The following is a 15035-nucleotide window of genomic DNA, read 5'->3' as shown; positions in this document are numbered from 1 at the left end:
TAAATCAATTGTCTTCTTACTCATATGCACCTCTTTTAAGTGTTAAATTATAACAAGTTAAAAGAGATGACACAGTTATTTAAACACTACCGTAGGAATGGGCATGTACGGATGCTTTCGAGTTATTGGAGTTCGCTGGGCTTCCAGCCGAGCCTACGCTTGCTAATCTTTAATATTCCCAACTAAGCATATATATTCTAAGTTGAGTGTCATCTGATTCACTGGCCGTGAAACATTTTAAAGTTGCTTTATTATGCTTATCTATTCTAAGGCTCAACTTCTGTTTTCTTAAAATGGCTGCTACAGCTGCATTTTTCACTTCTTCTGACGATCCGAATACTGAGACATAACCAAGTCCATTTCTATATTTGAACTCAAAACAAACTAAAGAGTTAGGTTCAGCATCTTGAACTACAAAATCTATGGTTTGATTATGATGTTCCGGTTTAATAATTGTTGTGTAAATGTGATGAGGCTTGTGATAAACAAACCGTTTTTCAAAAAAACTACCTTTCTCCTTTTCTTTCTTATAAGCGATAAATGGTGCGCAAATAAGACCAATTAAAAGGTATATTAGATAGGATCCAACAAAAGCTATTGCGCCGATTGCTAAGGAATTTAATTCCTCCATCATTTTATCTGTACCAAAAAAATAACGGTAAAATGAGAGAGTGATTGCGGGTGCAATCAGCGCCAAAATAAGCCCCCTATTAAAAACAGGTTCCGTTGCCCAGTCAATAAATGCATATTTGGAAAATCTGCATATCCTCAATACTTGTTTACGTAGCATTTTTGTCCCATTACTTTATTGTGATTTAGCAAAATTATTAAGATATGTAGATAAGAAACAACAAGATGCTTCAGGGGCTAGTCTTGCTTTTTGCATAATACGAGACAAAAAGGAAGGTTTGATCCCATAAACTTCAAGTTGACTCAAATATTTAGCTTATTCTTAGTGGTAAAAACAATGAAAAATACAATTTAATAAAATAAGCATAAAGTAAATTAAAGTAGCAGCGCCTGTAAAAATCAAAATGCAAAGGGTATTCTTTATTTTTGTAGAAAGATTTGGAGAGGGTATGACATCTATAACTTTTGCTAAACCATCATCTGACATAACATGAGTATTAATATCTGTATAAACAGTTGGCGCAAAATATAAATAGGAAATAGTTATTTGCGCATTAGGAACAAGAATGGGAAAAGAAATTTCTTTTCCGCCATTAGGCAAGTTTGCTAGTTCATATTTGATATTTGGGTAAATATTATAATTGGGTAAAAAATTATGCCCTAATCTTACATTTTTAGTGGGAAGTTTACCGGTGTTTCTTACTACTACAGCATGAGTATGTACATTCATTGAGGAAATATGACCTGCAATAAAGTTAATATCTCCATATATTGAAGGTGAGGTTTCACTTAGTGTAATTATTTGCTCTGTTATTTGTAACTCATTATAAATTTCAGTCTGCAAGGATTGAGTAAGTATAGTATTACCTTCAGAATTGAGCCCATAGATCCAAATATCATTTCTCACACGGATAATCAGAGGAATTTTATTTTTGAAATTTGCATCTAGAAATTCTTTAGCGGGTAACTCCTTCATTTGTAATAAATTGAGTGAGTATCCTTTATCAAGTGGTATTTTATGTGCTGATACATGGCCATAATACGCAATGAGTCTGGGTTTATTATACAAATACTTATTTAATATAAAGGTTAAAAGAGCTGCAATTGTAGAGGCAAAAAGAGGAGCATAACTTTTCCAATCCATAAACGTTTCTCCATAGAGTGCCAATTTAAATGGGAAAGCCCCCATTTTATTTGTCTACATTGCGTCTACATGACTTTTACGAATTTTCTATAACTACACGTAACTACTTGATTTTATTGGTGGGCCCACTAGGACTTGAACCTAGGACCAACGGATTATGAGTCCGCTGCTCTAACCAACTGAGCTATGGGCCCGGAAGAGGAGTTTATTTTAAACTTAAATTGAATATTGTTCCAGTTTTTTTAGTAAGTTTTTATAAGCAATTGGTTTTATGTGTTTTAAATGCTTTTTTGCGTGTGCTTTTGTGGGGCTGTATGTTACTTTGAACTATTAGTATGTTTGAGGTAATCATTATGTCTTATATTCGTCTTTCTAATAATGGCTCTACTCCATTTGAACGTCTGTTGGGGCATGCCCCGCATATTTTGGAGCCGTGGAATGGTTTGGAAGAGGCTTTTTTTAAGAGCTCAACTTTTGGGGATAATTTTTTAGAGCAAGTGCGACGGGCTTTGGCTTTTACGAATCAGTGTCAGTATTGTATGGCTAAGGCTGGTCCTCCTGATAAGGATGTGGGAGAGGCTCGTTTGCTTGTGGCTTTGCGGTTTGCTAATAAATTTGCCATGGATCATAGTACGGTTAGTGAGCAGGACGTGAATTATTTGAAGGATTACTTTTCTGAGGCGGAAGTTATTGAACTAATTGCTTTTTGTAGTTTTATTTCGGCATCACAACGCTTTGGAGCGGTTTTGGGACTTCAAGAGGCTGCTAAGTATAATAATTGAAGGAGAGGGGAGTGTATGGCTTTCCTTGCTGTTAGTTAGGATTTATATATTGTAGGTTGGGCCCATGGCCCAACACCATGCATTGAGCCGCAGAAGAGTTTATCGTTGGGCCATGGGCCCAACCTACATGCAATGTCACTTCCCAAGTTTTGAGGCTAAGAGAACGTGGGTTAGCCTTCGTCACCTTCGAGGAAACTTCTTAGTTTCTCTGAGCGTGATGGGTGGCGTAGTTTGCGTAGTGCTTTCGCTTCGATTTGGCGAATACGTTCGCGGGTTACGTCGAATTGCTTACCTACTTCTTCCAAAGTATGGTCGGTATTCATTTCGATACCAAAACGCATGCGCAGTACCTTGGCTTCTCTGGGGGTTAAGGTTTCCAAGATTTCCAAAGTTGCTTCGCGTAAGCCTTCAGCAGTTGCCATATCGATTGGCGACTCAATGTTGTTGTCTTCGATGAAGTCACCTAAGTGTGAATCATCGTCGTCACCAACTGGCGTTTCCATCGAAATTGGCTCTTTAGCAATTTTTAGAACTTTGCGAATTTTGTCTTCGCTTAGTTCCATTTTTTCTGCTAACTCTTCAGGAGTTGCTTCACGGCCAGTTTCTTGCAGTATTTGTCGGGAAATACGATTGAGCTTGTTAATGGTTTCAATCATATGGACCGGAATACGAATGGTACGTGCCTGATCCGCAATCGAGCGAGTAATTGCTTGTCTAATCCACCAAGTAGCATAGGTAGAAAATTTGTAACCGCGACGGTATTCAAATTTGTCTACTGCTTTCATCAAACCAATGTTGCCTTCCTGAATTAAGTCGAGGAATTGTAAGCCACGGTTGGTGTATTTTTTGGCAATCGAAATTACCAGACGTAAGTTTGCTTCAACCATTTCTTTTTTGGCGCGGCGTGCTTTTGCTTCACCAATCGACATTTTACGGTTGATGTCTTTAATTTCACTAATGCTTAAGCCATATTCCACTTCAAAAGAAACCAGGCGTGATTGGATGCGTAGAATTTCTTCTTTGTATTCCTCAATACGCGGCATATCTAATTTTTTAGCATGCTTCGTAGTGATGTTGCCTAACCATTCAAGATCAGTTTCTTGTCCTGGGAATGTATCAATAAACAGCTTACGCGGGATACGCGCTTTTTCGATACATAGGCGCATTATATTACGCTCGTATTCACGAATATGATTACGTAATTGACGGAAATGTCGGGTTAAGCGATCAACTTGTCGTGAAGTTAACTTCAGTTTTAAGAATGATTCGGACATTGCCTCTAAAGCTTTTAGGGTTTTAGCATGTGCTCTGCCGTGTTCATTTCCAGTGTTAATTGCTACTTCAAGAGAAACACGTAGTTCGTCAAAGTAAATTTGCGCTTGTTCCGGATTTGGGCCATCATCAACTTCACCCAACCCACCGTCACTTTCACTTTCTTCATCGTCATCCGCTAAGATTATCGCTTCTTGCTGCACTTCATCAAGCATAGAGCCAATGCTTGCAGCTGGAGCAACTTCTTCGTCACCGTCAGCAAAGCCGCTAATGATTTCGTTAAGACGAATTTCTTGAGTGCTGACGCGTTCGTAATCATCAAGAACTAATTGTACAGTTTCTGGATAGTGCGCCAGAGACTTAAGAACTTGATAAATCCCTTCTTCAATGCGTTTCGCAATACGGATTTCGCCTTCACGAGTCAGGAGCTCAACAGTACCCATTTCACGCATGTACATACGGACCGGGTCAGTGGTACGGCCGGTTTCTTTGTCTACAGACGCAAGTACCATTGCCGCTTCTTCAATATCAGGTACTTCTTCAGTATTAAGTAGAAGAGCTAATTCGTCATCGCCGGGTGGGAGTTCAAATACTTTAATATTCATCCCTTCTAACATACTGATAATGACATCGAAATGTTCGGTATCAACGATGTTAGGCAATAAGTCATTGATTTGACTGTAAGTCAAATAGCCCTGTTCTTTTCCTAGGCTGATGACTTTGGTTATCTGTGAGCTTTGCTGTTCTTGATCATTCATGGTCATAGGCACTTCTTTTAAGGACAATTAAGCATTACAAAATGTTCTGATTATAAACTGGCTAGCAGGAACATGCCAGTAGTTTATTGAACTATTTGCACTGATTTGTTCTACCCCGCGCCAGGCTTGGAGTAGGGGTTGTTTACATTTATATGCTCGCGGTATTCTGGCTCAAGTCAGAGAAATGTAAACAGCCCCGGTACGTTTTTTATGTTTACACGTGTCGCTCCTGTAACATTTTTTGCAAACTCATTCGCTCCTCTTCGCTTAAGCCCTGTTGACGAGATTTTTCAATAAGGCGGCGTATAATTAATTCTTGGTTTTGTTTTTGCAAAAATAAGATTATATCAATAAACTCCTTTACCAGTTCTGGTTCAGGGACTTGATGATTCCACGCTGCCAGCCGATTAATAAAATCAAAATAGGAATGGTTACGCCAGGTTTCAATTAATGAGGCGGTATTGGCTTGTGGATTTGCTGCAAGTTGCTGCAATAGCTTTAATAAAATTTCATGCTCGTTAGCATCTAATAAGTTAGGAGCAATTTGCTCTTTACACTTGGCATAGATTTCTGGATGTTGTAAGAGTAGGGCCACTGCAATGCGCATCGGGGTGCGTGCGATGGTGGCTGTTTGTTCTTTGGGGGCGACCGTAGGTGCTTGGTCGGTGAGCAAGAGATTGAGTCTATGACTTTCGATATGCGTTAAACGAGCCAGTTCATCAATCAATAATTGCTTATAGGATCCTTCCGTCATTTTTTGTAAAAAAGGTTTGACCAAGTTGATTAACTGCGTTTTCCCGGCGGGATTTTGCAAGTTAATGTTTTTAGCCAAGGTATTGAGAAAAAAACGGTGCAAAGGTATTGCTTGTTTTAACCGAGTTAAAAAGTTCTCATTGCCTTCTGCGCGTACTAAACTATCGGGATCATGCTCTTCCGGAAGGAAGATAAAACGTGCATCTAAGCCTTCATTTAAGTAAGGCAAACTGCTTTCAAGTGCACGCCAAGCAGCCTGTTTTCCTGCATTATCTCCATCAAAGCAAAATACTAGTGATTTAGTATGTTTGGCTAGCAGTTGGATGTGGTAGCTGCTGGTCGCAGTACCGAGAGTTGCCACAGCATTCATAATGCCATGCTGTGCTAAGGCAATAACATCCATATAGCCTTCAACAATAATGATGTAATCAATGGATTTCTTTTGTTGCAAAATTTGATGCAACCCATAAAGCTCTTTGCTTTTTTGAAAGATTACGGTCTCAGGGGAGTTTAGGTATTTGGGTTTTTGGTCATCAAGTACGCGGCCGCCAAAACCAATGATGCGTCCGTGGCGATCATGGATCGGGAACATGACTCGATTGCGATAACGATCATAAATTTTGCCATCATCATTTTTTACGAGCATCCCTGTAGTGATTAATTCTTTTTGATTGCGAGGGAATGCTTTGTCCAAATTATGCCAACCTTCATTGGCAAAACCCAATTGATATAATTTGGCAATTTCACCACTTAATCCTCTGGCACGTAAGTAGTTGATTGCAGTTTGTCCTTCGTGTTTGAGTTGTTTTTGATAGTAAAGGTTTACCGCAGACATGAGTTTATATAAATCCTGCGAAACATTATTTTTCTCATTTTGCCCATCACGAGGAACAGTAAGCCCTATACGAGTTGCTAAGGTTTCAATTGCATCAATAAAGCCTTGGTTTAGATAATTCATCACAAAGCTAATCGCATTGCCTGAGGCTCCACAGCCAAAGCAATGGTAGAATTGTTTCCTGGCAACAACGTTGAATGAAGGGGATTTTTCATTATGAAATGGGCAGCACGCAGTATAGCTATTTCCCCTTTTTTTAAGGGGAACATAGCTGTCAATGAGCTCAACCAGATCAGTGCGTTGCAGGAGATCGTCAATGAATGGCTGCGGAATTAAGCCAGACATAGATATCCTCAGCTTAACTTGGCCTTAATTAGAGTGCTTACTTGCGACATATCAGCACGGCCTTGCAGATTTGGCTTTAACTGTGCCATAACTTTGCCCATATCTGCCATTTTTTCAGCGCCAGTAGATGCAATTGCATCGTGGACCAGTTTTTCGATTTCTGCGGCAGATAATGGCTCAGGTAAGTACTTAGCAATAACTGAAAGCTCAAATTGTTCTTGTGCTACTAAATCGTCACGATTAGCTTTTTCGTATTGAGAAATAGACTCTTTACGTTGTTTACTCATTTTATCCAAAATCGCTAACATGCGTTCTTCATCGACATCAATACGTTCATCAACTTCAATCTGCTTTACTGCTGCAGTGATTAAACGTAATGTGGTTAATAGATTTTTATCTTTTGCACGCATTGCGTCTTTAATATCATTGTTGAGACGTTCTTTAATAGTCATGATCTAATCCTTAGGTGAAGGAAATGAGGCTTGTACAAAAACCAAAAGGCCACAAAATGTGACCTTGGTCAATAATACAGAATGAAAAACTTTATTTACGGCGACGTTTTACATTTTGTCGTGAAGAAGTGTCACGAGAAATTTTCTTTAGGTGACGTTTCACTGCGGCAGCTTGTTTACGCTTGCGCTCAGCAGTTGGCTTTTCATAAAATTCACGACGGCGTAGCTCGGTTAAAATTCCGGCTTTTTCACAAGAGCGCTTGAAACGGCGCAGTGCGTATTCTGGGTTTTCGCCTTCTTTGACGCGAACTGTAGGCATTAAGTTTTTCCTCTAACAATTTATTCTGAGTAGGTGGGCAATTCTAGTGCGACTTGAAGCCCTCGTCAAGATTATAGCATGAAATTATTTTGTTTTTATTTTATGTTATAATTTTTAGTTGATTTATTATTGTCAGGTTTGCCATGTTGGTATTAGGTATAGAGTCTTCTTGTGATGAAACTGGGGTTGCTATTTATGATTCGGGTGCAGGCTTATTAGCGCATGCTTTACATTCCCAAATTGACACACATAGGGTGCATGGTGGCGTCGTACCTGAGCTCGCTTCACGAGATCATGTGAATTACCTTATTCCTTTACTTGATGAAGTATTGCAACGAGCTAATTTGAAGAAGTATGACCTTGATGGTATTGCTTATACTGCAGGCCCAGGGTTAATTGGCGCTTTATTAGTGGGGGCTTGTTTTGCCAAAAGTTTGGCTTATGCATTAAATATTCCCGCTTTAGGTATTCATCATTTGGAAGCGCATTTACTTGCCGCTAAAATGGAAACACCTTCCTTGGAATTTCCTTTCATTGCGCTTTTAGTGTCGGGTGGCCATTGTCAATTAATTGAAGTGAAAGCATTGGGCGATTATCGATTATTAGGCGACACCTTGGATGATGCGGTGGGGGAGGCTTTTGATAAAACTGCTAAGCTAATGGGAATTCCTTATCCAGGTGGCCCTGTATTAGCCGCCCTTGCAGATCAATGTGAATCGACTCCCTATCGTTTTCCACGTCCAATGACGGATAGGCCAGGTTTGGATTTCAGTTTTAGCGGTTTAAAAACTTTTTCCCTGAATACCTGGAATCAAAGCAATAAAGATGAGCAAGCACGAGCAGAAATTGCCAAAGCATTTCAGCTGGCGGTGGTGGAGACTTTAATCATTAAATGTAAACGTGCGATACAAGATTCTGAATGCAAGCGTTTAGTGGTTGCTGGTGGCGTAGGCGCCAATAAGGCTTTGCGCATGGCCTTGCAGCAATGGATGAATGGAATTGGTGGGGAGATTTATTTTCCTGCACTTGAGTATTGTACAGATAATGGGGCTATGGTTGCCTATGCTGGTTGTCTACGTATGGTGACTGGGGAACAGGATTCGCACGTTGGGGTTGAGGTTAAGGCGCGCTGGCCTTTGGCGTAGACATTTACAATTCCCACTAGCCTTACTATAGAAAGCCGAATTTACCGTGGCTTGGCCACGGTAGCCAGATTAATCTTGTGCCTCATTCCCAACTTATGGATACCGCAGTAATTCGTGAGTATTATTTGTTAAGGGCAACTTAAGTAAGTGCCTACCAGCGTACTTTTTATGAGGGGTAATTTATCCCTTGTCTTTAGGTTCTTCCTTTTTAGGCTTTTTCGTCTTGGGTGCTGCAGGCTTTTGCGTAGACTTAGGTTTCTTTTCAGCTTCATCTTTTTTAGCGGCTGTTTTTTTTACGGTAGCTTTTTTTATGGGTCTTTCTTTAGCTACTGGTTTGGGGGTGGCAGCTGCTTTTTTTACGGCTGTTTTTTTACGTGCGGAAGATAATTCAATAACTTCAGCGGTTGCTGGGTGTTCATCTGCGGTGATATCGGCTGAATTGGCTGGAAGCGGAGTATCATCCATTACTTCTTCAAGGACACTCTTTTGTTTGAATTTAACCTTGGATTCGGTGCCATCGATCAAACGAAGAATATTGTCTTTATGTTTGATTAAAATTAATACGGCCATAAAAAAGATAGGTGGGAATATTTCGATACGGCCGATAATTAGTATGGAATAGAACGGTGCTAAGCTGATCGAAACAATAGAAGCTAGAGATGAGTAGCGAGAGAATCGAACAACCAATAACCAGGTTGCCGTCACCATGATCCCTACAATAAATTGAAAGCCTAAAAGAGCACCAATAGCAGTAGCAACGCCTTTTCCCCCTTTAAACCCGAAGAAAACCGGGTACATATGGCCAATTACTGCGGCTAAGGCAACATAGCTCACTAGGGTTGCATCAGCACCAAACATTTTGGCAATAAGAACAGGAAGGGTACCTTTGAGTAAATCCGTGACTAGAACGATGGTGGCGTATTTTTTGCCCGCCAGTCGCAACACATTCGTTGCACCTGGGTTTTGAGAGCCCTCTGAACGTGGATCAGGCAATGTAAATGTTTTACATACTATAACCGCAGAACAAATCGACCCCATTAAATAGGCAAGTATGATCAAAAAAGCAGCTAAAATCACGGATTACTCCTTTATTTAGACTAGTAATATCAGTTTTTGGATAAGAATTACCTAAAACATCTAATAAATCAATGCCTTTTTCGCTAAAAAATCCCCTAATCGTCCTGCTTGCTTGCACTTTCGGAGTCTTAAATCGCAATAGAATTGATTTCCTTATATTCTAGGCGATCCTTAACTAAAATTCGCGTATTACTGTGCTTCTGGTAAAAAAAGTGCTTGCAAGTTATTGGTGTATCTTCTGCCAAACTCAGTAACTTGCCAATGAGTTTCGGTCAGATAAATTAGTTTTTTCTGAGCTGCCACGTGTAAGGGTCTCAATAACTCAGCTTGATCTAACCCAGTGCGCTCGGTGAATAGTTCTAAGGGAATGGCTTGTTCTAAACGTGTTGTGTTAAGCATGAATTCAAAAATCAACTCAGAACCTTCTACTTGTTCCATATTGGCAAGAAAAGGTTTTTCCACGTTTAGGTAATCTTTAGGTTGGCGATGTTTCCGTGTTCGTAAAACACCATCATCAGTGGTTATTTTTCCATGAGCTCCTGCACCAATACCTAGATAATCGCCGAATAACCAATAATTCAAATTATGGCGCGATTGTTTATTCGCTTTAGAAAAAGCAGAAATCTCATAACGGGTAAATCCAGATTCTTTTAACAAGGTTAACCCTTGCTCCTCTAAGATGCAGGCATCATCTTCGGAGGGGAGTGGTGGATTTTCTTTGTAAAAAACAGTATTTGGTTCTATGGTTAATTGATACCAGGAAAAATGTTCGGGCTCATAGGACAAGGCTGTACGTAAATCATCCATACCTTGAGCAATGCTTTGTTGTGGCAAGCCGTGCATAATATCCAGATTTAGATTATCAAAACCGGCATTGCGTGCGGCGGCAATAGCTCGATGTGCTTGTTGCTCATCATGAATTCGTCCCAGAACTTTTAGGTGCCTCGGATTAAAACTTTGAATGCCTAGAGATAGACGGTTAATTCCGCTGTGTCGATAATCAGTAAAGCGTTGCTGCTCTACAGTCCCAGGGTTTGCTTCCATCGTGATTTCAATATTTGGGGCAAAGGGCAATATTTTTTTTAATTCGGCAAATAAAGTGTGATAGGCTTCTGCCGATAATAGGCTGGGTGTGCCTCCGCCGATAAAAATTGAGCTGATTTCACGAGACTGGAATTCAAGTAAATCAGTTTTTAGGTCGGAAATAAGCGCCTGAATGTAATTTTGCTCTGGCAAAATTTCCGGACTTTTATGAGAATTAAAATCACAATAAGGGCATTTACGAATACACCAAGGAATATGAATATACAACGATAAAGGAATCATTACACTTTTAGACTGGCTTGTTTGGAAATGCAATAGTATCATGACATGCGTTTTGTCACAAAAATGAATAAGAAAAAAAGGGGATAACATGGCAAAGAGACGAGTTAGAGTAGCTGTTACAGGCGCAGCAGGACAAATTGGATACGCATTATTATTCCGTATCGCTTCTGGACAAATGTTTGGTGCAGATACTGAAGTAGAATTAAACCTACTAGAGCTTGAGCCAGCACTTCAGGCATTAAATGGGGTAGCCATGGAGTTGGATGATTGCGCATTCCCACTATTGAAGCGCATTGTTTGTACCTCTGATTTGAATAAGGCAATGGATGGGGTTAATTGGGCTTTATTAGTAGGTTCAGTTCCACGTAAGCAAGGTATGGAGCGTTCTGATCTGTTACAAATTAACGGTGGAATTTTTACCAAGCAAGGTCACGCAATTAACGATAATGCTAGTGATGATGTGCGCGTGTTTGTAGTGGGTAACCCATGCAATACTAACTGTTTAATTGCCATGCATCATGCACGTGATGTTCCTAATGATCGTTTCTATGCGATGACTACGTTAGATGAATTAAGAGCGCGTACGCAATTAGCACAAAAAGCAGGTGTTGATATTACTGCGGTAAGTCAAATGACAGTTTGGGGCAACCATTCTGCAACACAATACCCAGACTTTTATAACGCGAAGATTAATGGTAAGTCTGCTGCAGACGTAATTAATGATGATGCTTGGCTGAAAGATACTTTTGTTTCTACAGTCCAACAACGTGGGGCAGCAATCATTAAAGCACGTGGTCTTTCTTCAGCTGCATCTGCTGCAAATGCGATAATTACTGGGGTGAATCATCTTGTTTTTGATACTCCAGCTGGTGAATCTTTCTCTATGTGTCGTCATTCAGAAGGTGAGTATGGTGTTGATAAAGGCTTGATTTTCTCTGTTCCCTGCCGTCGTGAAAACGGTGAACTCAAAGTTGTTGAAGGTTTAACGATGAATGATTATGGTCGTGAAATGTTTAATAAAACTTTAGATGAACTGAGACAGGAACGTGATACTGTTAAATCTTTAGGGTTATTAGATTAATACAGTGCTAAAATGTTAGCTTAAACTCTCCTTCTTCCGATAAAGAGGGAGAGTTATCCGACACCCGGTGAACGTTTTTCGATCCATTTTTTGCCAATTCAACTGTTTGATATCTTTGGATTAGTTCTGAACTGTCCAAAATAAATTTTGCTTCGGCATTACGTAGTAAGGTTGATATCGAACGGCCATTCGACAATATCTCATTAAGTTTTTCCACCAGCTGTGCTGCTTTAGTAATCGGATCTGGATTATTTTGCACAAAGTGAGGAATGTGTTTAATGATTGCTTCTGCTAGTTGTCTATCAGTTAAATAGAGTACTAAGCGTGTTCGTACAATTTGTACAAAGTTATTCTCTGATTCCATAATCAGGTTGGTTAAAAAATGTGGTTCTTTCTTCAGCTGAGCGCTTAATTTTTGGCTGAATCCAAAATGCTCTCTATATTCCAACAGCATGGTAATAATCGAGTTAGGGCTCTCGTGTTTAATGGTGGTTCCTGATTTATGGGTTAACCAGGTTAATAAGTCTGCTTCTTGGGGTCTGTGATTTAATGCACTGAATTGAAATTTGAGAGAGGCGCTAGAATGAGACAGGTAATTATCCCACTTCATAGGCGGTAAATTAAGGGTTTTCGTTAAGCAATCAATTTGTGTTTTGATAACACCAAATTCCAGATGCCAGTTTTCCAGATGAGGAATCACTGCCTTTAGAAATTTCAACAACTCAATAAACTTTCTTTGTGGAACGGGATGGTAATTATCCAAAGATTGTTTTAGTTGCTGAATCTCAGAGTAAATGAAACGCTCATTTCTCATAGGTGCTCTATGAAAAACTGGTTGTAAGGCGTCTTTTAGTGCCGCAAAAGGATCCTTCATAAATCTATCCCCAAATAAGCCCTCTTTAAGAGTATAGTTTATAAAAATGCAAATGTATAGAAATTGATCTGTATGTTTTTTTGTGGGTCTTTTGGGGGGTATGGGATTTCGAACGGAAAAGATTTTCGGTGAAAAAGAGCCTAACCCGGTTTATACTTTTGATTTAGCAGCTTTATAGTGAGAGCGCTCATGGATTTGAGAATTGATAATACCCCATTCAAAGCCTTATTCCAGCCTTTAGATTTAGGCTTTACGCAATTAAAAAACCGTTTATTAATGGGCTCAATGCATACGGGTCTTGAAGAAGATAAGAGAAGTTTGAATCGCTTAGCGCAATTTTATCGCGAACGTGCGCTGGGAGGGGTGGGTTTAATCACCACGGGTGGTTTTGCTCCGGACAGGGCAGGACGTTTAGCGCCTTTTTCTGCGAAACTAACTAATAGTAAAGAACAACAATTGCATGAATTAGTCACGCAAACTGTTCATGATGCGGGTGGTAAAATCTTGCTGCAGGCCTTACATGCAGGGCGTTATGGTTTTCATCCTTTTATTGTAGCTCCTAGTGCAATTAAATCTCCGATTAGCCCCTTCAAACCTTGGGGAATGAGTAAATACCGGATTAAAAAAACCATCAAACATTTTGCGCGTTGTGCACGTCTGGCTCAATTAGCTGGGTATGATGGGATTGAAATCATGGGAAGTGAGGGGTATTTAATTAACCAATTCATCGTTACCCATACCAATCAACGTACAGATGAGTGGGGTGGGAGTTATGAGAATCGGATGCGGTTTCCGATTGAGGTCGTACGCAGTGTGCGTGAAGCGGTAGGCGAGAAATTTATTATTGTTTATCGTTTGTCCATGCTGGATTTAATTAGTGATGGCAGTAGTTGGGAAGAAGTAGTGCAATTGGCTAAAGCCATTGAGCAAGCAGGGGCTACCATAATCAATACGGGTATAGGATGGCATGAGGCGCGTATTCCAACAATAGCTACAATGGTTCCTGAAGCAGCATTTACCCCGATAACAAAACACTTAAAACCTGAAATCAGCATCCCTGTGATTACATCGAATCGCATTAATACACCTGAACTAGCTAATCAGATAATTGAGTCGGGTGTCGCAGACATGGTTTCTATGGCAAGACCCTTTTTAGCCGATGCACAATTTGCCGAAAAAGCTAAATTAGGCGAAAGTAGGGCGATTAATGTATGTATTGCCTGTAATCAGGCCTGTTTGGATCGTATTTTTGTTAATAAAACAGCCTCTTGCTTGGTAAATCCAAGAGCATGTAATGAAAGCGAGTTGATTTATGAAGAAACTTCCGAACGCAAATCCATTGCAGTAGTTGGTTCTGGGCCTGCTGGTTTGGCCTTTGCTGCAGTTGCTGCCGAACGAGGTCATCAAGTCACAGTTTTTGAAAAGGCTGAGCAAATCGGTGGGCAATTTAACTTAGCGAAAAGAATTCCTGGTAAAGAAGAGTTTCAGCATACTTTGGATTATTTTAAGTATCAGTTAGAAAAATATGAAGTAGATGTGCGTCTACAAACCGAGGCCACTGTTGAGCAATTGAAAGAGTTTGATGAAATTGTTTTAGCAAGTGGCATTAAACCGCGTACTCCAGATATTCCCGGAATTGATCATCCAAAAGTTTTAAGTTATATCGAAGTAATTACCGGCCAAAAATCAGTAGGAGAACGAGTCGCAATTATTGGAGCGGGTGGAATTGGTTTTGACGTTGCTGAATTTTTAACCCATGAATCTCATGCTTCCGCAGCAGAATTTTATGATGAGTGGGGGATTGATGTGACTGGAGCACATCGAGGAGGCATTAAGCCAGCCCAAGTAGCTCCAAGCCCACGAGCGGTTTATTTACTGCAGCGTAAAAAAGAAAAATTGGGTAAGCGTTTGGGTAAAACTACAGGCTGGGTTCATCGCCTGAGCTTGAAACATAAGCAAGTCCAAATGCTTTCCGGGGTGACTTATGAACGGATAGATGATGAAGGCTTGCATGTGCAGATCGACGAAGTGCCCCGGCTTTTAGCTGTAGATAACGTGGTAATTTGTGCAGGCCAAGTTGAGTTTGCTGCATTGCAGGGTCCATTAAAAGAAGCTGGTAAAATAGTGCATTTAATAGGTGGTGCTTATAAAGCTTTAGAACTTGATGCACGTCATGCGATTGATCAAGCTTGTCGTTTAGCCGCGTTAATATAACGGTTAGGTGTAACCTGGTTCCTAGCAA

General features: G+C 40.1%; 13 protein-coding genes and 1 tRNA gene. 4 read left to right on the top strand and 10 right to left on the bottom strand.

Annotated features, from left to right (window positions below):
* Nucleotides 1-169 precede the first annotated feature (169 nt).
* The 3 genes from E1P08_RS15495 to E1P08_RS15485 all read right to left on the bottom strand — a co-directional run bounded on the left by E1P08_RS15495 (nt 170) and on the right by E1P08_RS15485 (nt 1968).
* Nucleotides 170-790, bottom strand: coding sequence for a hypothetical protein (locus E1P08_RS15495; RefSeq protein WP_133137898.1), 621 nt, complete (start codon nt 788-790; stop codon nt 170-172).
* A 162-nt stretch (nt 791-952) separates the two neighbouring features.
* Nucleotides 953-1774, bottom strand: a complete 822-nt coding sequence (locus tag E1P08_RS15490) for a hypothetical protein (protein WP_133137897.1) — start codon at nt 1772-1774, stop codon at nt 953-955.
* A gap of 117 nt (nt 1775-1891) precedes the next feature.
* Nucleotides 1892-1968, bottom strand: a tRNA-Ile gene (locus tag E1P08_RS15485).
* A gap of 159 nt (nt 1969-2127) precedes the next feature.
* Between E1P08_RS15485 and E1P08_RS15480 the strand changes: the two genes are divergently transcribed.
* Nucleotides 2128-2556: a carboxymuconolactone decarboxylase family protein gene (locus tag E1P08_RS15480; RefSeq protein ID WP_133137896.1), complete on the top strand. Its 429-nt coding sequence runs from the start codon at nt 2128-2130 to the stop codon at nt 2554-2556.
* 170 nt (nt 2557-2726) lie between these two features.
* Here the strand turns inward: E1P08_RS15480 and rpoD are convergent, their stop codons facing one another.
* The 4 genes from rpoD to rpsU form a co-directional block, all read right to left on the bottom strand.
* Nucleotides 2727-4592: an RNA polymerase sigma factor RpoD gene (rpoD, locus tag E1P08_RS15475; protein WP_133137895.1), complete on the bottom strand. Its 1866-nt coding sequence runs from the start codon at nt 4590-4592 to the stop codon at nt 2727-2729.
* A 208-nt stretch (nt 4593-4800) separates the two neighbouring features.
* On the bottom strand, nt 4801-6519 hold the full coding sequence (dnaG, locus tag E1P08_RS15470; RefSeq protein WP_133137894.1) for a DNA primase: 1719 nt from the start codon (nt 6517-6519) through the stop codon (nt 4801-4803).
* An 8-nt stretch (nt 6520-6527) separates the two neighbouring features.
* Nucleotides 6528-6971 (bottom strand): GatB/YqeY domain-containing protein, encoded by a 444-nt coding sequence (locus E1P08_RS15465; RefSeq protein ID WP_133137893.1) that lies wholly within the window; start codon nt 6969-6971, stop codon nt 6528-6530.
* 91 nt (nt 6972-7062) lie between these two features.
* Nucleotides 7063-7290, bottom strand: coding sequence for a 30S ribosomal protein S21 (rpsU, locus tag E1P08_RS15460; RefSeq protein WP_058533547.1), 228 nt, complete (start codon nt 7288-7290; stop codon nt 7063-7065).
* A 143-nt stretch (nt 7291-7433) separates the two neighbouring features.
* Here rpsU and tsaD point away from each other — a divergent pair, with 143 nt between their 5' ends.
* Nucleotides 7434-8435, top strand: a complete 1002-nt coding sequence (gene tsaD, locus E1P08_RS15455) for a tRNA (adenosine(37)-N6)-threonylcarbamoyltransferase complex transferase subunit TsaD (protein ID WP_133137892.1) — start codon at nt 7434-7436, stop codon at nt 8433-8435.
* A gap of 180 nt (nt 8436-8615) precedes the next feature.
* Here the strand turns inward: tsaD and plsY are convergent, their stop codons facing one another.
* The gene (gene plsY / locus E1P08_RS15450; RefSeq protein ID WP_133137891.1) at nt 8616-9512 is read right to left on the bottom strand and encodes a glycerol-3-phosphate 1-O-acyltransferase PlsY; all 897 of its coding nucleotides are present in this window, start codon (nt 9510-9512) and stop codon (nt 8616-8618) included.
* 189 nt (nt 9513-9701) lie between these two features.
* Nucleotides 9702-10838 (bottom strand): radical SAM family heme chaperone HemW, encoded by a 1137-nt coding sequence (gene hemW / locus E1P08_RS15445; protein WP_133137890.1) that lies wholly within the window; start codon nt 10836-10838, stop codon nt 9702-9704.
* A gap of 88 nt (nt 10839-10926) precedes the next feature.
* Here hemW and E1P08_RS15440 point away from each other — a divergent pair, with 88 nt between their 5' ends.
* Entirely contained in the window at nt 10927-11919 is a 993-nt protein-coding gene (locus tag E1P08_RS15440) for a malate dehydrogenase (RefSeq protein WP_133137889.1), read from the top strand.
* A gap of 7 nt (nt 11920-11926) precedes the next feature.
* Here the strand turns inward: E1P08_RS15440 and E1P08_RS15435 are convergent, their stop codons facing one another.
* Nucleotides 11927-12793, bottom strand: a complete 867-nt coding sequence (locus tag E1P08_RS15435; RefSeq protein ID WP_133137888.1) for a hypothetical protein — start codon at nt 12791-12793, stop codon at nt 11927-11929.
* A 189-nt stretch (nt 12794-12982) separates the two neighbouring features.
* Here E1P08_RS15435 and E1P08_RS15430 point away from each other — a divergent pair, with 189 nt between their 5' ends.
* Nucleotides 12983-15007: an NADPH-dependent 2,4-dienoyl-CoA reductase gene (locus tag E1P08_RS15430; RefSeq protein WP_133137887.1), complete on the top strand. Its 2025-nt coding sequence runs from the start codon at nt 12983-12985 to the stop codon at nt 15005-15007.
* The last annotated feature ends 28 nt before the right edge of the window (nt 15008-15035 follow it).

The sequence above is a fragment of the Legionella rowbothamii genome, assembly GCF_900639985.1.
In the GTDB taxonomy this organism is placed as follows: Bacteria; Pseudomonadota; Gammaproteobacteria; order Legionellales; family Legionellaceae; genus Legionella; species Legionella rowbothamii.
The sequence above is the reverse complement of the archived record's forward strand: the minus strand, read 5'-3'. Positions and strand labels throughout refer to the sequence as shown.

What these genes read in the sequence shown, in the direction of transcription:
- E1P08_RS15495 (WP_133137898.1), bottom strand. Translation starts at nt 790, where the DNA reads ATGCTACGTAAACAAGTATTGAGGATATGCAGATTTTCCAAATATGCA.
- E1P08_RS15490 (WP_133137897.1), bottom strand. Translation starts at nt 1,774, where the DNA reads ATGGATTGGAAAAGTTATGCTCCTCTTTTTGCCTCTACAATTGCAGCT.
- E1P08_RS15480 (WP_133137896.1), top strand. Translation starts at nt 2,128, where the DNA reads ATGTCTTATATTCGTCTTTCTAATAATGGCTCTACTCCATTTGAACGT.
- rpoD (WP_133137895.1), bottom strand. Translation starts at nt 4,592, where the DNA reads ATGACCATGAATGATCAAGAACAGCAAAGCTCACAGATAACCAAAGTC.
- dnaG (WP_133137894.1), bottom strand. Translation starts at nt 6,519, where the DNA reads ATGTCTGGCTTAATTCCGCAGCCATTCATTGACGATCTCCTGCAACGC.
- E1P08_RS15465 (WP_133137893.1), bottom strand. Translation starts at nt 6,971, where the DNA reads ATGACTATTAAAGAACGTCTCAACAATGATATTAAAGACGCAATGCGT.
- rpsU (WP_058533547.1), bottom strand. Translation starts at nt 7,290, where the DNA reads ATGCCTACAGTTCGCGTCAAAGAAGGCGAAAACCCAGAATACGCACTG.
- tsaD (WP_133137892.1), top strand. Translation starts at nt 7,434, where the DNA reads ATGTTGGTATTAGGTATAGAGTCTTCTTGTGATGAAACTGGGGTTGCT.
- hemW (WP_133137890.1), bottom strand. Translation starts at nt 10,838, where the DNA reads ATGATTCCTTTATCGTTGTATATTCATATTCCTTGGTGTATTCGTAAA.
- E1P08_RS15440 (WP_133137889.1), top strand. Translation starts at nt 10,927, where the DNA reads ATGGCAAAGAGACGAGTTAGAGTAGCTGTTACAGGCGCAGCAGGACAA.
- E1P08_RS15435 (WP_133137888.1), bottom strand. Translation starts at nt 12,793, where the DNA reads ATGAAGGATCCTTTTGCGGCACTAAAAGACGCCTTACAACCAGTTTTT.
- E1P08_RS15430 (WP_133137887.1), top strand. Translation starts at nt 12,983, where the DNA reads ATGGATTTGAGAATTGATAATACCCCATTCAAAGCCTTATTCCAGCCT.